The sequence below is a fragment of the Saccharomonospora sp. CUA-673 genome (genome assembly GCF_001942305.1).
In the GTDB taxonomy this organism is placed as follows: domain Bacteria; phylum Actinomycetota; class Actinomycetes; order Mycobacteriales; family Pseudonocardiaceae; genus Prauserella.
The window spans coordinates 1-18,719 of the sequence record NZ_MKKE01000066.1 but is presented as its reverse complement, the minus strand read 5'-3'; the positions used below and the strand labels follow the sequence as shown (position 1 = coordinate 18,719).

Here is an 18,719-nt window from a genome sequence, read left to right as displayed (position 1 = left end):
ACATGAATCCAGAACGTCACACCCGGGACGGGGGTCGGGTGGCCGACGACGCACTGCTCGACGCCGCCAAGGAGTGCGTCCTGGCCGACGGCGTCCGCCGCACCACGCTGACCGGCATCGCCAAGGCCGCCGGCGTGTCGCGGATGACCCTCTACCGGCGGTTTCCCGACGTCCGCAGCGTCCTGGCCGCGCTGATGACCCGCGAGTTCAGCGCGCTGCTCCAGGGCATCAGCGGCGACCTCGACACCGGCGACACGGCGCGTGCGCGGCTCGTCGCCCACGCGGTGGCCGGGGTGCGACACCTCGGCACCGACCCGCTGCTGCGCACCGTGCTCGACCGGGACGCCGAACTGCTGCTGCCGTACATCACCGAACGGCTCGGCGCGACGCAGCGGGTCGCCGAGGACGGCCTGCGCGCGTTCGTCGACCAGGGGCACACCGACGGGTCGATCCGCGTGGGCGACCCGTCCACCCAGGCCCGGTCGCTGCTGTTGCTGCTGCAGTCGTTCGTACTGTCCCGGCGGCCGGCCACGACGGACGACGAGTCCACTGTGGATGACGACGCACTGCTCGACGAACTAGCCCACCTGCTGGAAGGGGCCCTGAAACCGTGATCGCCGCATCACTCACCGCTCGCCGTCGCACCCGCGAGCTCGACGACCTCGCCTCCGGCCGGACGGTCGACGTCCTCGTCGTCGGCGGGGGCGTGACCGGCGTCGGCTGCGCCCTCGACGCCGCGTCGCGCGGCCTGTCGGTCGCCCTCGTCGAGGCCCACGACCTGGCGTTCGGCACATCCCGCTGGTCGAGCAAGCTCGTCCACGGCGGCCTGCGCTACCTGGCCCACGGCGAGTTCGGCCTGGCCCACGAGAGCGCGGTCGAACGCGACATCCTCATGACGCGCACCGCACCGCACCTGACCAGGCCCACCGCGCAGGTCTTCCCCACCTACGGACAGCGGTCGTCGGCCCTGCTCACGCGCGGCGGTCTGCACGCGGGCGACGCGCTGCGCCGGATCGCCGGGACGCCGTCGGCGCTGCTGCCGCGACCGCGGGCCGTGCCCGCCGCCGAGGCGTTGGCCCTCGCGCCGGGTCTGCGTACGCAGGGCCTGCGTGGTGGACTGCTCGCCTTCGACGGTGCGCTGACCGACGACGCGCGGCTGGTCGTCGCGCTCGCACGGACGGCGGCCGCGCACGGCGCACGGATCCTCACGCGCGTCGAGGCCACCGAGCTGCACGGCGACCGCGTCGTCGCCCGGGACGGGCTCACCGGGTCCACAGTGGAACTGCGGGCCAGGCAGGTCGTCAACGCCACGGGAGTGTGGGCGGGAACGTTGTTGCCGTCCGTGCGGTTGCGCCCGTCCCGCGGCACGCACGTCGTGCTCGACGGCGCACGGACGGGACTGGGTGACACGTCGGTGATGGTGCCGGTGCCCGGCGAGCTCAACCGGTTCGTGCTGATGCTCCCGCAACCCGGCGGGCGCGTGTACCTGGGACTGACCGACGAACCGTTGGACGGCGACCCCGAGGACGTTCCCGGAGTTCCGGGCTCCGATGTGGACTTCCTGCTGTCGGTCGCGTCGTCGGTGCTCGAACGACCGGTGCGTCCGGAGGACGTGCTGGGTGCGTTCGCCGGCCTGCGTCCCCTGCTGGAGGCGGGCGGCGACACCGCGGACCTGTCGCGCAAGCACGCGGTGCTCACCGATCCGGGAACCGGCGTGGTGACGGTCGTCGGCGGGAAACTCACGACGTACCGGAGGATGGCCGAGGACGCCGTCACCGCGGCGATCCGCGCGGCGGGACTGCCCACTCGGCGTTGCCGGACGGCACGGCTGCCGTTGCTCGGCGCCGCGAGCCGGGCTCAGCTGTCCGTTGTGGACGCCCCGCCGCGGTTGGTGGCGAAGTACGGCACGGAGGCGCCGCGCGTGGCCGCGCTCGGCGACGTCGACCCCGAGCTGGCCCGGCCCGTGTGCGAGGCCGGCGACGTCACGGCCGCCGAGGTCGTATGGGCCGTCCGGCACGAGGGCGCCCTCGACGTCGACGACGTGCTGCACCGCCGCACCCGCCTGGGCCTGGTCACCCACGACGCGAAGGCCGCCCACGACACGGTCGCCGACCTGGTCAGCAGAACGACCGCCGGCCTGACATGAAAAGTGCCCCCGAGGCGCACTGCGGGCCTGCGGGGGCACCCTGGACGGCGCGGTTCAGCGGGCCGAGAGCGGCTTGTAGTCGCGTGCCTTCTCGCCGGTGTAGATCTGGCGCGGGCGGCCGATCTTCGTCTCCGGGTCCTCGATCATCTCGCGCCAGTGCGCGATCCAACCGGGGAGCCGGCCCAGTGCGAAGAGCACCGTGAAGAACTGGGTCGGGAAGCCCATGGCCCGGTAGATCAGGCCGGTGTAGAAGTCGACGTTCGGGTAGAGCTTGCGCTCGACGAAGTAGTCGTCGGACAGCGCGCGCTCCTCGAGCCGCTTGGCGATGTCGAGCAGCTCGTCGTTGCCGCCGATCTTCTGCAGGATCTCGTCGGCCGTCTTCTTGATGATCTTGGCGCGCGGGTCGTAGTTCTTGTAGACCCGGTGACCGAAGCCCATCAGGCGGACGCCGGCCTCCTTGTTCTTGACGCGCTCGACGAACTTGTCGACGTCGCCGCCGTCGGCCTTGATGTTCTCGAGCATGTCGAGCACCGCGCTGTTCGCACCGCCGTGCAGCGGGCCGAACAGGGCCATGATGCCCGCCGAGATGCTCGCGAACATGTTCGCCTCGGACGAGCCGACGAGCCGCACCGTCGACGTGGAGCAGTTCAGCTCGTGGTCGGCGTGCAGGATGAACAGCTGGTCGAGGGCCTTGGCCATGACCGGGTCGATCTCGTACGGCTCGGCAGGCAGGCCGAACGTCATCCGCAGGAAGTTCTCGACCAGACCCAGCGAGTTGTCCGGGTACAGGAACGGCTGGCCGATGGACTTCTTGTAGGCGTAGGCCGCGATCGTGGGGACCTTCGCCAGCAGGCGGATGGTCGACAGCTCGACGTTGTTCTTGTCGAACGGGTCGAGCGCGTCCTGGTAGAACGTCGACAGGGCCGACACGGCGCTGGACAGCACCGGCATCGGGTGGGCGTCCCGCGGGAAGCCGTCGAAGAAGCGCTTCAGATCCTCGTGCAGCAGCGTGTGCCGGTTGATCTTCGCGGTGAAGGAGTCCAACTGCTGCTGGTTCGGCAGTTCGCCGTTCATCAGCAGGTACGACACCTCGACGAACGACGACTGCTCGGCGAGCTGCTCGATCGGATAGCCCCGATAGCGCAGGATTCCCGCGTCACCGTCGATATAGGTGATGGCGGAAGACGCGGCCCCGGTATTCACGAACCCCGGGTCGTAGGTGATGTAGCCGGTCTGGGCCAGCAGTTTCCCGAGCTGAATGCCGGGGGCGCCTTCGGCAGGGCGGACAACCTTGAAGTCGTGCTCGCCATCAGGAAGGCGGAGCACGGCCTTCTCGCCCTCGGACTGCGCCGCAGTCGCGTCGGACATGCACATGCCTCTCACGGTCACACGGGTCGGTCGGTTGGCGACCGCAGGTTCTGCTGGTCACCGCGAGTACGCGACAGGCAGTAGCGCCTCGTCGCACCGCCCCGCTGGGGTACGAATGCTCCCTTACGCTAGTCCAGACAAGGGCATTTACGCAGCCGTGGCGTTACCCACAGCCACCCGGTGCGACAAGGTTCACACGCTGGCGTTTTGGTCGTGCGTTAACTCTTCCGAGGTAGGCGGCTCGGCGCCGCTGCGCGACACCGTCACCCCGGCCGCCCGCGCGGCGAACGCAAGCGCCTTCGACCAGCCATCGGGTGTCAATTCGGACACACGCGACACTTCCTGCCGAACCAGCCACGCCAGTAGCGCGCCGTGGACGGTGTCGCCGGCGCCGATCGTGTCGACCACGCGGACGTCGGCGGCCGGGGCGCTCGCGACCTCACCCGCGGCGGTCAACACCGACAGTCCGGCACCACCGCGGGTCAGCACGACGGCGTCGACCCCGGCGGCGATCCACTCCGCGGCCGCCTCCTCGGCGGGCGCCCCGCCTGCGAGCCAGGCTGCGTCGTCGTCGGACACCTTCAGCAGGCGCACGCTCGGCAGCCACGACGCGAACCGGCGGCGGTAGGCGTCCGGGTCGTCGATCATGTCGGCGCGGATGTTCGGGTCCAGCGCGGTGAGCACGCCGCGGGCCGCCTCGCGGTGCAGCACGGTCTCGTAGGCGCCGGCGCCCGGCTCGAGCACCATGCCGAGCGTGCCGAGCGACAGGACGGTCGTGGCCTCGGGCAACGGTCCGGGGTCGGCGACGAGCCGGTCGGCGGTGCCCTCGGTGTAGAAGCTGTAGCGTGCGGCGCCGGTGCCGTCGAGGGCGACGACGGCGAGCGTCGTCGGCTCGGATCCACGCTGGACGAGCGAGGTGTCCACACCGGACGACTCGAGGCGCGCGAGGAGCGCGTCGCCGAAGCGGTCCGTCGACAGCCGGGACAGGAACGCCGTGGGGACGTCGAGCCGGCCCGCGGCGAGCGCGACGTTGTACGGGCCGCCGCCGAGGCGGGGCGCGAGGAGAGTCGCATCGGATTCCGCGGGTACGAGGTCGACCAGCGCCTCACCACCGGACACGATCATCGTCGAGTTCCTTTCGCCTGCTCGCCGTCCGCGCGCAATCCTCCCAGCAGCAGGTCGGACAGCGCCGCGAAGGCGTCCGCGTCGGAGGATCCGGTGCGTTCGCGCACGGTGCCGTTCTGGATCTGCTCGATGAGCAGCTCGGCGAACTCGGCGACCAGCGGGCCGTGGACGTCGCGGAACACGCCGTCGGCGGCGCCGGCGGCGATGAACTCGCGGATCCGCGCGGCGGCGGCGTGCGAGTTGAACCGGTAGGTGGCGCGGGTGGGTTCGAACGCGTCGACGTCGGCGATGAACCGGTCGGACGCGCGGCCCAGTTCGTCGGCCACGCCCGCGAGGTACTCCCTGATCGTCGCGGGCGCGTCGACGGCCTCGGCGATGCGCTCCTCGATGCGTTCGGCCGCACCCCGGAAGAAATGGGTGACGACCTTCACCGCGAGCTGCTCCTTGCTGGAGGCCAGCGCGTACAGCGTCGACTTCGAGCAGCGCAGGCGTGCGGCCAGGTCGTCGAGGGTGTAGTCGAGGAACCCGTCGGACAGGAACAGCGCCTCGAGGTCGGCGAGCAGCGCCTGCTGCCGGGCGGTGATCCGGCGATGTCGCCGTCGGGTCTGGTTCGCGGGCATCCTCCGAGCTTATGATGGTACTGAACGAACTACCACAGTACTGTTTTCAGTACCAATCTTGAGGGCACCCGTGGGCCCCATAGTTGCGGTGAACGCGCCTATGGCCACGGGAGCTCGCCGATGGAGTCGCAGATGCCCGCCGAACGCCTGCTGCCGGATACCGAGTCCGAGGACCTGGTCGCCCTGGCCAGGGAGATCGCCCGCGAGGAGCTGGCGCCCGTCGCCGCCGAGTACGAGGAGGCCGAACGGTTCCCGCGGGACCAGTTCCGCCTGCTCGGCAAGTCCGGCCTGCTGGGCCTGCCGTACTCCGAGCGCTGGGGCGGCGGCGAGGTGCCGTACGAGACGTACCTGCAGGCGCTCGAGGAGATCGCGGCGGCGTGGATGTCGGTCGGCGTGGGCCTGTCGGTGCACACGATGTCGTGTTTCGCCCTCGCCCACTACGGCACCGACGAGCAGCGCGACCGGTGGTTGCCGGCGATGCTGGGCGGCGAGCTGCTCGGTGCGTACGCGTTGTCCGAGTCGCACGCCGGCTCCGACGCCGCGGCACTGTCGACGCGGGCACGGTTGGACGGCGATCGGTACGTCGTCAACGGCACGAAGGCGTGGATCACCGCGGGTGGTCAGGCGGACTTCTACACGACGATGGTGCGCACGTCCGACGATCCGGCGTCCGGGGGCAAGGGCGTCAGCTGCCTGTTGGTGGACGCGTCGACGCCGGGACTGAGCGCGGGGGCGCCGAACGGAAGATGGGGCTGACCGGGTCGACGACGGCGCAGATGATCTTCCAGGACGCGCAGGTGCCGGCCGACCGGCTGATCGGCGGCGAGGGTGCGGGGTTGAAGATCGCGCTGGACTCCTTGGCGTCGGGCAGGCTGGGAATCGCGGCGTGCTCGGTCGGCCTGGCGCAGGCGGCGCTCGACGAGGCGGTGGCCTACGCGAAGACGCGCACTCAGTTCGGCAAGCCGATCATCGAGCACCAGGGGCTGGAATTCCTGCTGGCCGACATGGCGGCGGCCGTCGAGTCGTCGCGGGCGACCTATCTGGACGCGGCGCGCCGCCAGGACCGCGGCATGGCGTTCCAGCGCCAGCGTCGTGGCGAAGCTCGTCGCCACCGACGCGGCCATGAAGGTGACCACCGACGCCGTGCAGGTGCTCGGCGGCGCCGGCTACACGCGCGACTTCCCCGTCGAGCGCTACATGCGCGAGGCCAAGGTGCCGCAGATCTTCGAGGGCACGAACCAGATCCAGCGCATGGTCATCGCACGTGCCCTGAAGAACGCCTGAACCGACAACACGGCGACGTGAGGTGCTGACACGGTGACGTGGGGTGCTGACACGGCGGGCCCCACGTCACCCGCGGCCGGTTACTCGCGGTATCGGCGTTCGGCGACGACGCCGTCGCCGGTGGTGTCGTCGAAGCGGTAGACGTCGCGCCCGCGGACGAACACGCGCCGCGCGCGGCTCATGACGTCGAGCGGGTCGCCGGACCACACGACGACGTCGGCGTCCATGCCCGGTTTGAGCGCGCCGATACGGTCGTCGAGGCCGAGGATCTCCGCGGGGTTGACGGTCAGGGAGCGCAACGCGGTGTCGCGGTCCAGACCGTCCTTGACCGCCAACGCAGCCTGGTAGACGAGGAAGTGGATCGGGATCACAGGGTGATCCGTGGTGATCGCCAGTTTCACGCCGGCGCGGGCGAGGATCCCGGCGCCGCGGAGCGTTCGGTTGCGCAGCTCCACTTTGGACCGTGAGGTGAACAGCGGACCGAGGATCACCGGAACATCGCGTTCGGCAAGGAAATCCGCGATGAGGTGCCCTTCGGTGCCGTGGTTGACGACGAGCTTGTAGCCGAACTCGTCGGCCAGTCGCACGGCGGTGACGATGTCGTCGGCGCGGTGGGTGTGCTGGTCCCAGTACAGCTTGCCGTCGAGCACGTCGACGAGCGTTTCCATCGTCAGGTCGACGTCGAACGGCGTGCCCTCGCTGCGTGCGTGCTCGCGCTGTGCGGCGTAGTTGCGGGCCTTGGTGAACGCCTCGCGCAGGGTCGCGGCCACGCCGAGCCTGGTCGACGGGGTCTTGTCCTTCTCGCCGTAGACACGCTTGGGGTTCTCGCCGAGTGCGCTCTTGACGCTGACGTCCTCGGCGAACGTCATGTCGACGACGGTGCGGCCCCACGTCTTGACGCCCACGGTGCGCCCGCCGATCGGGTTGCCGGAGCCGGGTTTGATGACGACGCTGGTCACGCCGCCGGACAGCGCGTCGTCGAAGCCGAGCTCGTACGGGTCGATGCCGTCGAGCGCGCGGAAACGGGCGCCGTTGGGGTCGGTCATCTCGTTGGTGTCGTCGCCGGACCAGCCCTCGCCGTCCTCGTGCACGCCGAGGTGGGCGTGCGCGTCGATGAAGCCGGGCAGGACCCATTGGCCCGCGGCGTCCACCACGTCGGCGCCGGCCGGGATGGAGACGTCGGCGCCGACGGCGACGATCTTCCCGTCGTCCATGAGCACGACGCCGCCGTCGATGGGGTCTCCGTCGACGGGAACGACGTATCCGTTCGTGATCGCGGTTGTAGTCATAGTTCGCTACGCTAACGAACCTTCGAGGCGAATGCCCCACGAACCGGTCCACGACTCGCCGGGTTCGAGGGTGATGAGGTCGGTACCCGAGTTGAGCGCGTCGGCGGGGCAGGTCATCGGTTCGACGGCGATGGCGCGGCCGCGGCCGGGGTAGTCGTCGGGGGTGAACACCTGGGCCCAGCGGAAGTCGGGGTCGGACCAGATGTCGAGGTGCGTGTCGTGGTGGCTCAGCCACACGTGGTGCCGGCCGTCGTCGGACGCCCCCAGACCGGTGAAGGCGGTGTCGAGGTCCAGACCGCCGATGATGCGGCCGCCGCGCAGGTCGTACTCGGTGCCGTCGACGTCCTGTTCGTCGGCGAACGGCAGTTGTTGTTCGCCGTCGAACGGCCACACGCGACTTGCGGGCAGGGTGATGGTGAGGTCGTCGGTGGGGATGTCGCCGAGGCGGAAGTAGGGGTGTGCGCCGACGCCGACGCCGATGGCCTTGTCGCCCTCGTTGCTGATGGTGTGGGTGACGGTGAGGCCGCGCGGGGCGAGGTCGTAGACGACGCCGGTGCGCAGCGGCACGGGCCAGCCCTTGTCGGCGCCGATGTCGCAGCCGAAGGTGATGGACGATTCGGCGTGTTCGACGAGTTCCCATTCCTTGCGGCGGGCGAGGCCGTGGATGGCGTTGCCGCGGGCTTCCTCGGTGACCTCGAGTTCCTGCGGTTCGCCGTCGAACGTCCACCGCGCGCCGGCGGTGCGGTTGGGCCACGGCACCAGGATCTGGCCGGCGCCCTTGGGCGGTGTTTCGTCCTCGGCGAAGGTCTCGACCAACGGTTTGCCGCCGATGGTCAGCGACCGCAGGCCGGCGCCGATCTCGGTGACGACGGCGCGGGCGGTGCCGCGGAGGAGTTCGAACTGTTCCCCGGTCGGATTGGCCATGGTCGTCACCGTAGTCGGCGGCGCTACGACGTGGGGTGTCGGTCGCTCACGTGTCGGTTCCGGTGTCGGTCGGTGCGGTGTCGGTTGGTGCGGTGTCGAGTTCGCGTTGGCGGCGCATGGCGAGGTGGTTGACGCCCCAGAGGACTAGGCCGACGACCAGGAGGATCGCGGCGACGATGTAGTCGCGGGCGGGGCGGCCGGACAGTGGGCTGACGAGGTAGAGGCAGAACACGGCCGCGACCGCCGGGATGACCGTCGGTGCGCGGAAGTGCTGGTGCGGCACCGGGTCGCGGCGCAGGACGAGGACGGCGACGTTGACGACGGCGAACACGACGAGCAGGAGGAGCGCGGTGGTGCCGCCGAGCACGTCGATGTCCACGGTGGACACGAGGACCATGGCGATGGCGCTGGTGAAGACGATGGCGATCCAGGGGCTGCGGCGTGCGGGGTGCACGGTGCCGAAGATGCGGGGGATGATGCGTTCGTTGGCCATGCCGTAGACGAGTCGGCTGGCCATGAGCATGTTGATCAGGGCCGAGTTGATGACGGCGAACAGGCCGATGGCGGAGAAGATTTCGCGGGGCAGGCCGGGGGCGCCGACGTCGATGACCTTGAGCAGGGCGCCGCTTTCGGCGGCCTCGAGGTCGCCTGCGGGGACGAGCAGCGACGAGGTGACCGACACGAGGATGTAGATCGTGGCGGCGATGACCATGCCCCAGAGCATGGCTTTGGGGAAGATGCGGGCGGGGTCCTTGGTTTCCTCGGCCATGTTGACGGAGTCCTCGAAGCCGACCATGGCGAAGAATGCGAGCGAGGTGGCCGAGGTGATGGCCACGAGCATGGTCTGGTCCTGCGTGTTGAACTCGACGAGCCGGCTGGGTTCGCCGGCGCCGTTGAGGACGGCCCAGATGCCGACGCCGATGATGATCAGCAGGCCGGCGATCTCGATGCAGGTGAGCACGACGTTGGTGGTGACCGATTCGCGGACGCGCGGTAGTTGATGAGGGCGAGGGCGGCGATGAACAGGATCGCCATGAGTGGCATCGGGGACGTGATGAACTCGGCGAGGTAGGTGTCGCCGAAGGCCACCGCGGCCGACGAGGCGGACGTGATGCCGGAGCACATGACGGCGAAGGCGACGAGGAACGTGAGGATGCGGATGTTGAACGCTTTGTGCGTGTACAACGCCGCGCCCGCGGCGCGTGGATACTTACCGACGAGTTCCAGGTAGCTGAACGCGGTCATGAAGGCGACGACGAATGCCAGCAGGAACGGCAGCCACAACGCGCCGCCGACGCGTCCGGCGACCTGTCCGGTGAGGGCGTACACGCCGGTTCCGACGATGTCGCCGACGACGAAGAACAGCAGCAGTTTCGAACCGAGGACGCGTTTGAGGGGCGGCTGTCCGGGCAGTTGCTGCGACTGGGCTGTCGTGCTCATTCCGGGGAGTGTGCCTCACGGGTGAATGTGACTGAAGACGAATCCCCAAGGTGCCCGACATATCCGTTTTTCGCCGTAGGGCAGTTTCGCGGGATTGTGGTGGAATTGCCGGAATCAGAATGGCGGCGGGTCCGGCTCGGGTTCTGGAGGTGAGGGCGGTTTCGACCGTGGGGCGAGGATGGGGGTTCGGCGTCCGGTGTGGGTGGCGCCGAGTGGTGTGGTGACCGTGGTGGTGCCCCGGGCTGGGTTGTGTGTGGTGGTCCAGCCGGGGGTGTTTTTCATGCGGTGGTGTCTGCGGCAGCGTGCGGTGAGGTTGGCGAGTGATGTGGGGCCGTTGTCGCGGGCCCATTCGCGTTCGTGGTCGGTGTCGCAGTGCCTGGCCGGCCGGTGGCACCAGGGGATGACGCATTCGCGATCGCGGACCCGGATGGCTTCGCGGAGCGTGGCCGTAGGTCGGTAGCGGGACCGGCCCAGGTCGACGGGGTCGCCGGTGGCCGGATCGCAGAACACCTTCCGCCACATCGACTTCGGGTTAGTCGCGATTTCCCGTCCGATGGCGCCGGGGATGGGCCCGTAGCCGTCGAGCTCGGCCCCGGTTTCGGAGATCGACAGGGCAGTGTCGACGGGCATGTGCACGTAGACCACCGCGGCCACCTCGGGAGTCTTCGCGCCGGGGTCGTTGCCGAGGAGCAGGTCGGCAACCACGTCGGCACGTAGCTGGTCGTAGCTGCGCTTGTGCCCGTCCCGCTTACGTTGCCGGGCCAACGAATCAACCCGGGCGTAGCAACCGGCGGCGACTTCGGATCGCATGGTGGTCACGAGCCGGGACTGGCAGTTCTCCCCATGCTCCAACGTGACCTTCCGACCTTCGTTGGCCTTGCGAGCCCGCTCAACCCGCCCTGCGGGATCGACCTTGTCAACGAGTCGACGTACCGCACGCACAAGGTTGTGCGGCAACCACATCGTCTCGGCCGCCGAGGACAGCTTGTCGACCAACAGAGCGTCGACCTCGCGAGCCTGCGAGTCGGACAGCACACCGGTCACCTCAACAACCCGAGATGCGGCGTAATACTCAACCTTCCCCTCGTGCATCAGGGACAGCAGTCGAGGCATCCGAGACACCAACGACACCGCGGTATGCACGCGCCCGAGAACGAACTCCCGCGAGGCCCGATACTCCGGAACCAACGACTCGGCAAACCACGCCATCTCACCCTCATCCGACGGCGCAGCGAGGCCAAAACCCTCATCTCCTCAGCATCAATCCGCGCCCGCCGCAAACGAAGCGACTGCACAGAACGAGCAAGAACATCACCGCTGGTCACAGCTCCATAATACCAAACACAAGTTCGACGAACAACCAACCGCCAACCAGAACCGAATCCGAGGCCGAGCGAAGCAAGGGCCTCCCATCAAAGCCCACAACGCAACCACCCACCCAACTAAAACAATCCCCCGCCCCGGAGTGTCATCCCGTCGACCTAAACCGAACCCATCACGCTCCAGGCAGCGCAACCACCAGCAAAACCGCCACACAGACAACCGACCTGCCGCCTGCTGAGTGATAAACGAAACGAGAGGTCGAGGGATGACACGGAGCAGCGGCACAGCCGCCCACCCATCCCAGAGACCTGCCCGCCGGCGAGGCACCGCTCACCCCAAACACAGATCCCCACCCCAACCGCCAACACAGCGCCATGAAGTGCCAACACGGCGACGCGAGTTGCTGACACGGCGACGCCAATTGCCAACACGACGTGCATGAAACGCCAACACGGCGCCGCCAATTGCTGACACGACGTCACGAAACGCTGACACGGCGACGCAGAACGCTGACACGGCACCCAACCCCGCCCGAGAACCTAGGGCTTGCGATAGGCCCAGAAGGCGGGGATCAACGCGACGGCGATCACCACCCCGATGATCACGAGGACCCCGCCGCCGCTGGCGGCTGCGGCGGTGCCGACGCCGGCGGCGGCCCAGCCGTGGGTGAGGTCGGCGACGCGGGGGCCGCCGGCGACGACGACGGTGAAGACGCCTTGGGTGCGTCCGCGCATCTCGTCGGTGGCGGCGGTTTGCAGGATGGCCATGCGGAAGATGGAGCTGACCATGTCGGCGGCTCCGGCTACGGCGAGGAACAGGATGGCGAGCCACAGGGTGGACGTCACGCCGAAAGCGACGATCGCGAGGCCCCACACGATGATGGCGATGACGACGGCGGCGCCGTGCCGGTTGACGCGGCTGACCCAGCCGGACGTGAGGGTCAGGAGCATCGCGCCGAGGGGGATCGCGGCGTAGAGCCAGCCGAGGGCGAAGCCGCCGCCGGGCGGGTCGCCGAAGGTGCGTTCGGCCATTTCGGGGAACAGGGCGCGGGGCATGCCGGCGGCCATGGCGATGATGTCGACGACGAACGAGGCGAGCAGGACCTTCTGCATCGCGAGGTAGCGGAAGCCGTCGAGGATGTCGCGGATGCCGGCCCGGCGGACCTGGCCGTCGAGCGGTGGCAGCGCGGGCAGCGTCCACACGGCCCAGATGACGGCGAGCAGCGCCACCGAGTCGACGAGGTACAGGGTCGACAAACCGATGATCGGCAGCAGCGCGCCGGCCATGAGTGGTCCGAACACGGCGCCGAACGTCATCATCATGCTGCTGAGCGCGGACGCCGCCGGGAGCAGGTCGGTCGGTACGAGCCGGGCGATGACGGCGTTGCGGGTGGGCATGTTGACGGCGAAGAACGCCTGGTTGACGGCCAGCAGCGTCAGCACGGCCCACACGGATTCGATCTCGAAGTAGGCCTGCGCCCACAGCAGGCATGCGGTGACGGCGATGCCGGTGTTGCTGACGATGAGGAGTTTGCGCCGGTCGACGGTGTCGGCGATCGCGCCGCCCCAGATCCCGAAGATCAGCAGCGGGACGAGGCCGAACGCGCCGGTCAGGCCGACGTAACCGGACGAGCCCGTGATGTCGAAGATCTGTTTCGGCACGGCGACCGCGGTCAGCTGACTCCCGATGGCCGTGACCAGCGACGACAACCACAGCCGCCGATAGGCGGGGATCCGCAGCGGGCGGCTGTCGATGACGATCGAGCCGAGGAGCTTGCGTCTGCCCCGCGGTTCCGGCTCGGTCCGATCACCCACAACTAGTTAGCGTACGACAGCTAACTATCTCGGATTCACCCGTCGTCGGTGACGGCGCGCGCGGCCCGGTTGGCGTCGCGGGTGGCGAGCAGCGCGTACGCGATCTGGACCACGAAACCCCCGATCAGCGGGACGAACGCCCATTGGACCGACATGTCGCCCAGCGCCAGGGCGACCACGGTGAAGGCGGTGAAACCCGCGGCGACGTAGGCGGCCTGCGCCGACCGCAGCATCATCGGGATGGACGCCTCGTGCCCGGCCTCCCACGCCTCGTCCGAGGCCTGCGTCGCGCGGGTGCGGATGCCGATCGTGTGGTTGCGGGGCAGGGCGCCGGGTTTCGCCGACGCCCGCGCCGTCCAGTGCACCGCCACCCCGCAGATCACGAGGCCGACGATCCCCACGAGCATCCCGACGAGCGCTTCGGTGTCCATGGCCGTTCACCCTGCCATCAACCCCCACCGCCCGTGCCGGAAACTCCCAAGGGGCGGATCAGGGGGCGATACGGTCGACTCGCCAGTTGTCGTCGGTACGGACGTAGCGGAGGCGGTCGTGCAGGCGGTCCTTGCGGCCCTGCCAGAACTCGGCCGTCACGGGTCGGATCCGCCAGCCGCCCCAGTGCGGGGGCACGGGGATCTCCTCGACGTCGGCGAATCGGCGTTCGATCGCGGCCAGGTGCTGGTCCAGCGCCTCGCGGCTGAAGACCCGCGTCGACTGCGGCGACGCCCACGCGCCCAGCTGCGAACCGCGCGGCCGGCCGCGCCAGTACGCCGCCGTCTCCTCCACGCTGACCTTCTCGACCTCGCCGCGCACCGTCACCTGACGCTGCAGCGGGTACCACGGGAACGTCACCGACGCGAACCGCGTGGACGTCAGGTCGTGGCTCTTGGCCGACGTGTAGTTGGTGTAGAACACGACGCCGCGCGCGTCGAGGCCCTTGCACAGCACGGTCCGCGACGACGGCATCCCGTCGGCGTCGGCCGTGGCCAGGACCATGGCGTTCGGTTCGGGCAGCCCGGCCTCGATCGCGACGTCGAGCCAGGCCTGCAGTTGTTCGTGCCACGTCGCCGCGAGCGAGTCCTCGTGCAGCGTCTCCGCCTCGTAGGACACCCGCATGTCGGGCAACTGCACCGCCGCACCCGCACTGTGGCCGTTGTCCGGCTCAGCCATGCCAACCTCCCGCGAAACGCAACCGTGGCTCCATAGACACCGTTCCAGCGACGTTAGAGGTTCACCGACACCGCGCGAAACCTCCACCTCCGTGACCGCCGCCACGCGGGGAGGTCAGACCATGCCGGCAGCACCCGGCCGCCCGAACCAGCTCCCGTTCGGCCGTGACGGCGTCCTCGGCGAGCGCCGTCGCCAGCGCCCCACCGGCCGGCAGCGGCGTCACCGACCACCACTGCCCCGACGCCGGCTCGACCGACCCGCCGCCTTCGCCGACTCCGCCGGTGACGATCTCGGTACCGAGTACCCGTCTGCCCGCAAGATACGCCGTACTCGCGTCCAGCGCCGGGTCACCGACCTGCAGTTCCTGGCGTAACACCGGCACGTCGCCGCACACGATGTGCGTCGCGGTCGTCAACCGGCCCGGCCGTTCGCCGTCCCGGCCGAGCACCAGCACCTCGCGCGTGCGCAGGCGCGCGGTGGGTCCGTCGAGGTCGACGGCCAGGTGCGCGTGGTGCCGCGCCCGGCCCGTGACGACGGTCGGCTCGGGCAGGTACTCGAACCGTCCGCGCGCGCCGACCTCGACGTGCACGGCCATCGCGCTCCCGTCGCCGCCCTGGCCGGGCAGCGCGAGCGTCGCCGCGACGCCGGACAGCCGCAGCCGCGCGCCCGGGCCGACCCGCACGTGCAGTGCGAGGTCGTCGCCGCCGAGCGGGGCGGTCGCCGAGTTCACCAGGTGCACCTGTGCGCCCCCGGACGTCCCGGCTGCCCCGGACCGGGGGAACAGCGTCACCGGCGCCATCGACCGCAGTTCGCGCAGCACCGTGGTGCCGGTGGCGTCGTCGAACTCGGCCGTGAGTCGGGCGGTGGCCCTCACGCCGCCCTGACCGGCAACAGCGAGCGCACCCAGTCGGCGACCGCGGGCGCGTCGGGCGTGTCCACGAGCGACTGGGCGATCACGGGCAGTTCGCCGCGCATGCGGTGCGCGTCCGAGGTCATGACGTCCATGTCGGCGCCCACGAGATCCGCGATGTCGATCTTGTTGATGACGAGCATGTCGGCCGTCGTCACACCCGGCCCGCCCTTGCGCGGCACCTTGTCGCCGCCGGCGACGTCGACGACGAACACCTGGCTGTCGACCAGGCCCCGGCTGAACACGGCGGTCAGGTTGTCGCCACCGCTCTCGATGATCACCAGGTCCAGCCCGGGGAAGCGTTCCTCCAGCTCGTCGACCGCGTCGAGGTTGGCGGTGATGTCGTCGCGGATGGCCGTGTGCGGGCACGCCCCGGTCTGCACCGCCTCGATGCGCTCGGGGTCGAGCACACCGGCCTTGCGCAGGAAGTCGGCGTCCTCGGTGGTGTAGATGTCGTTGGTGACGACGGCCAGGTTGAGCTCGTCGCCGAGCGCCCGGCACAGCGCAGCCGTCAGCGCCGTCTTCCCGCTGCCCACCGGGCCGCCGATGCCGATCCGGTACGCCCGGCCGAACTTCGGCTGCGGGTCGAACATGTCCGGTTCGGCCGCCGTCGGGTCGAAGTTCACCGGGTGCACGTGGCCGTGCCCGTGACCGTTCCCGTGCTCGTGGGTGTGGTCGTGGTCGTGGGTGTGGTCGTCAGCTGGCAAAGAGACGCACCTCTTCCTTGTGATGCCGCAGGTGCGCCTCGGCGAACAGGTCGAGCGCAGGCGCACCGGGTGCGGGCAGATGGCGCGGGTCGAGGCCCGCATGGGTTGCGGCGCGCTCGGCGACGTCGTCGAGCGCGCGGGACAGGTCGGCGACGGCACCGTTGACCGCGAGCGGGTCGAGGCCGAGCAGGCGCACGGCCGCGCTGGCCGGTCCGCTGACCGCGAGGTAGGCCGCCGTGGCGGCCGCGTCGACGGGACGTCCGCCGCCCACGCCCGTGATCGCGCCGAGGATCACCGGGTGGTGCGGACGCGGGGTCGCCGTCAGCAGGTCGCGCAGCGCCGACGACGGCCAACCGGCCTTCGCCGCACGGGCCGTGCCCCGCCCCTGCGCACGGGATGCCTCCCGCTGCGCCGCCGACGGGGTCCTGGCGTCCAGTTCGACGTCCAACGTCGTCCAGTGTCCACTCGGGACGCCACGTGCCGCGGCGTGCGCGGCCGCCGCCGCGAACACCGCCGCGAGCTCGCCCGCGCTGCGCAGCCGCCCCGACAGGAACGGCGGCAGGTCGCCGATCCCGCGGATGATGCCGCGTTCGACAGCCTCCTCCAGGCCGCCCGAATGCACGTGCCCGCCGCCGGGGAACCGCGAGTCGGCGAGGATCAGCGACACCGCACCGGAGTTCACGAGCTACCGTCCACAACAGACATAGTTGTCACCGACCGGGGCATCGTCAGAACAGGAAGTACCGCTGTGCCATCGGGAGTTCACCGACGGGCGCGGGTTCGACGAGCTCGCCGTCGACGCGCACGGCGAAGCTGTCCGGGTCGACGTGAATATCCGGGGTGGCGTCGTTGAGCAACATGTCGGCCTTCGTCACCCCGCGTGTCGACGAGATCGGCGCGAGCCTGCGGCGCAGCTTCCACCGGTCGGCCAGATTCGTGTCGGCCGACTCGGCGACGAAGTGCAGGCTCGACTCCGCGGCGACCGCGCCGGAGGCGCCGTACATCGGACGCCCGTAGTACGGCTGGGGCGTGGGGATCGACGCGTTCGCATCGCCCATCTGCCCCCACGCGATGAACCCGCCCTTGAGGACCGCGTGCGGGCGCACCCCGAAGAACTTCGGCTCCCACAACACCAGGTCGGCCAGCTTGCCGACCTCCACGGAACCGACCTCCCGGTCGAGTCCGTGCGCGATCGCCGGGTTGATCGTGTACTTGGCGACGTAGCGCCGCGCCCGCAGATTGTCCGAATCGGACCCCGCGTCGTCGCCGGGCAGCGTGCCACGGCGGCGTTTCATCACGTGCGCCGTCTGCCACGTGCGGATCACGACCTCGCCCACGCGGCCCATGGCCTGCGAGTCCGATCCGATCATCGAGATCGCACCGACGTCGTGCAGCACGTCCTCCGCGGCGATCGTGCTCGGCCGGATCCGGCTCTCCGCGAACGCCAGGTCCTCGGGCACCGACGGGTTGAGGTGGTGGCACACGATGAGCATGTCGAGGTGTTCGTCGACGGTGTTGACCGTGTGTGGACGCGTCGGATTCGTCGACGACGGCAGCACGTTCGACAGCCCCGCCACGGTGATGATGTCCGGCGCGTGCCCGCCGCCGGCACCCTCCGTGTGGTAGGCGTTGATCGACCGTCCGCCGATCGCGTCGATCGTCGACTCGACGAATCCGGCCTCGTTGAGCGTGTCGGTGTGGATCGCGACCTGCACGCCCGTCTCGTCGGCGATCGACAGGCACGCGTCGATCGCCGCGGGCGTCGTTCCCCAGTCCTCGTGCAGCTTGAACCCGGCGGCGCCCGCGGCGACCTGTTCGCGCAGCGCGTCGCCGCGCACCGTGTTTCCCTTGCCCAGCAACACCACGTTGACCGGCTGGTCGTCCATCGCCTGCAACATGCGGCCCAGGTTCCACGCGCCCGGCGTGACCGTGGTGGCCTTGCTGCCCTCCGCCGGTCCGGTGCCACCGCCGATGAGCGTCGTGACACCCGACGCCAGCGCCGTGTCCGTCAACTGTGGACAGATGAAGTGGACGTGGCAGTCGATACCGCCCGCGGTGAGGATCCGCCCGTTGCCGGCGACGACCTCCGTGGACGGTCCGATGACCAGCGCCGGGTCGACACCGTCCATCGTGTCCGGGTTGCCGGCCTTGCCGATGCCGACGATCCGCCCGTCCCGCACGCCGACGTCGGCCTTCACGACGCCCCAGTGGTCGAGGATCACCGCGCCGGTGATGACCAGATCGGGCGCGCCCTCGGCGCGGGTGACGGCCGCCTGGCCCATCGACTCGCGGATCACCTTGCCGCCGCCGAACATCACCTCGTCGCCCGCACCGGACGCGCCCATGCTGCGGTCCTCGGTGACCTCGATCAGCAGATCCGTGTCCGCCAGGCGCACCCGGTCGCCGACCGTCGGCCCGAACAGCTCCGCGTACCGCTCCCGACTCAGCTCCGTCATGCGTCCCTCCGTTCCTTGCGGGACACCCGCACCCGGTCGGGCCACATGACCGGGGCTGCGCAATGGTCGATCATGCGTCCCTCCGTTCCTTGCGGGACACCCGCACCCGGTCGGGCCACATGACCGGGGCTGCGCAATGGTCGATC

The 18,719-nt window shown here is 69.9% G+C and carries 17 protein-coding genes and 2 pseudogenes; 5 read left to right on the top strand and 14 right to left on the bottom strand.

Annotation, left to right across the window (positions count from 1 at the left end; genetic code table 11):
• The first annotated feature begins 2 nt into the window (after positions 1-2).
• The gene (locus tag BJF85_RS22400) at positions 3-614 is read left to right on the top strand and encodes a TetR/AcrR family transcriptional regulator (protein WP_075849999.1); all 612 of its coding nucleotides are present in this window, start codon (positions 3-5) and stop codon (positions 612-614) included.
• Positions 611-2,146, top strand: coding sequence for a glycerol-3-phosphate dehydrogenase/oxidase (locus BJF85_RS22395; protein ID WP_075849998.1), 1,536 nt, complete (start codon positions 611-613; stop codon positions 2,144-2,146). The genes BJF85_RS22400 and BJF85_RS22395 overlap by 4 nt, the downstream gene beginning before the upstream one ends.
• 54 nt (positions 2,147-2,200) lie before the next feature.
• Here BJF85_RS22395 and BJF85_RS22390 read toward each other — a convergent pair whose 3' ends face one another.
• The 3 genes from BJF85_RS22390 to BJF85_RS22380 form a co-directional block, all read right to left on the bottom strand.
• Entirely contained in the window at positions 2,201-3,514 is a 1,314-nt protein-coding gene (locus BJF85_RS22390; RefSeq protein WP_075850106.1) for a citrate synthase, read from the bottom strand.
• A gap of 192 nt (positions 3,515-3,706) precedes the next feature.
• Complete coding sequence (locus BJF85_RS22385) at positions 3,707-4,639, bottom strand: carbohydrate kinase (RefSeq protein WP_075849997.1); 933 nt, start codon at positions 4,637-4,639, stop codon at positions 3,707-3,709.
• Complete coding sequence (locus tag BJF85_RS22380; RefSeq protein WP_075849996.1) at positions 4,636-5,259, bottom strand: TetR/AcrR family transcriptional regulator; 624 nt, start codon at positions 5,257-5,259, stop codon at positions 4,636-4,638. Before BJF85_RS22380 ends, BJF85_RS22385 begins: the two co-directional genes overlap by 4 nt.
• A gap of 120 nt (positions 5,260-5,379) precedes the next feature.
• Here BJF85_RS22380 and BJF85_RS30665 point away from each other — a divergent pair, with 120 nt between their 5' ends.
• The 3 genes and pseudogenes from BJF85_RS30665 (at position 5,380) to BJF85_RS30655 (ending at position 6,543) form a co-directional block, all read left to right on the top strand.
• Entirely contained in the window at positions 5,380-6,015 is a 636-nt protein-coding gene (locus tag BJF85_RS30665) for an acyl-CoA dehydrogenase family protein (protein ID WP_255375857.1), read from the top strand.
• Positions 6,006-6,275: pseudogene (locus tag BJF85_RS30660) on the top strand (acyl-CoA dehydrogenase family protein); the annotation flags it as partial. The gene BJF85_RS30665 and the pseudogene BJF85_RS30660, both read left to right, overlap by 10 nt.
• 22 nt (positions 6,276-6,297) lie before the next feature.
• Entirely contained in the window at positions 6,298-6,543 is a 246-nt protein-coding gene (locus tag BJF85_RS30655; protein ID WP_255375878.1) for an acyl-CoA dehydrogenase family protein, read from the top strand.
• An 80-nt stretch (positions 6,544-6,623) separates the two neighbouring features.
• Here the strand turns inward: BJF85_RS30655 and BJF85_RS22370 are convergent, their stop codons facing one another.
• The 11 genes and pseudogenes from BJF85_RS22370 to BJF85_RS22320 form a co-directional block, all read right to left on the bottom strand.
• Positions 6,624-7,832 (bottom strand): amidohydrolase, encoded by a 1,209-nt coding sequence (locus tag BJF85_RS22370; RefSeq protein ID WP_075849995.1) that lies wholly within the window; start codon positions 7,830-7,832, stop codon positions 6,624-6,626.
• 6 nt (positions 7,833-7,838) lie between these two features.
• On the bottom strand, positions 7,839-8,756 hold the full coding sequence (locus BJF85_RS22365) for an aldose 1-epimerase family protein (protein WP_075849994.1): 918 nt from the start codon (positions 8,754-8,756) through the stop codon (positions 7,839-7,841).
• 46 nt (positions 8,757-8,802) lie between these two features.
• Positions 8,803-10,196: pseudogene (locus tag BJF85_RS22360) on the bottom strand (APC family permease).
• A 114-nt stretch (positions 10,197-10,310) separates the two neighbouring features.
• On the bottom strand, positions 10,311-11,405 hold the full coding sequence (locus BJF85_RS22355) for an HNH endonuclease signature motif containing protein (protein WP_075849993.1): 1,095 nt from the start codon (positions 11,403-11,405) through the stop codon (positions 10,311-10,313).
• A gap of 653 nt (positions 11,406-12,058) precedes the next feature.
• Positions 12,059-13,333 carry an MFS transporter gene (locus BJF85_RS22350; protein ID WP_075849992.1) on the bottom strand — a complete coding sequence of 425 codons (1,275 nt, stop codon included), beginning with the start codon at positions 13,331-13,333 and terminating at the stop codon, positions 12,059-12,061.
• 35 nt (positions 13,334-13,368) lie between these two features.
• Positions 13,369-13,764 carry an SdpI family protein gene (locus tag BJF85_RS22345; RefSeq protein ID WP_075849991.1) on the bottom strand — a complete coding sequence of 132 codons (396 nt, stop codon included), beginning with the start codon at positions 13,762-13,764 and terminating at the stop codon, positions 13,369-13,371.
• 58 nt (positions 13,765-13,822) lie between these two features.
• Positions 13,823-14,500, bottom strand: a complete 678-nt coding sequence (gene pdxH / locus BJF85_RS22340) for a pyridoxamine 5'-phosphate oxidase (protein WP_075849990.1) — start codon at positions 14,498-14,500, stop codon at positions 13,823-13,825.
• Positions 14,501-14,561: 61 nt separating this feature from the next.
• The gene (locus tag BJF85_RS22335) at positions 14,562-15,374 is read right to left on the bottom strand and encodes an urease accessory protein UreD (protein ID WP_075849989.1); all 813 of its coding nucleotides are present in this window, start codon (positions 15,372-15,374) and stop codon (positions 14,562-14,564) included.
• Entirely contained in the window at positions 15,371-16,045 is a 675-nt protein-coding gene (gene ureG, locus BJF85_RS22330; RefSeq protein ID WP_075850105.1) for an urease accessory protein UreG, read from the bottom strand. Before ureG ends, BJF85_RS22335 begins: the two co-directional genes overlap by 4 nt.
• Positions 16,046-16,106: 61 nt before the next feature.
• The gene (locus BJF85_RS22325; protein WP_075849988.1) at positions 16,107-16,799 is read right to left on the bottom strand and encodes an urease accessory protein UreF; all 693 of its coding nucleotides are present in this window, start codon (positions 16,797-16,799) and stop codon (positions 16,107-16,109) included.
• A gap of 46 nt (positions 16,800-16,845) precedes the next feature.
• Positions 16,846-18,573 carry an urease subunit alpha gene (locus tag BJF85_RS22320; RefSeq protein WP_075849987.1) on the bottom strand — a complete coding sequence of 576 codons (1,728 nt, stop codon included), beginning with the start codon at positions 18,571-18,573 and terminating at the stop codon, positions 16,846-16,848.
• Positions 18,574-18,719: the final 146 nt, after the last annotated feature.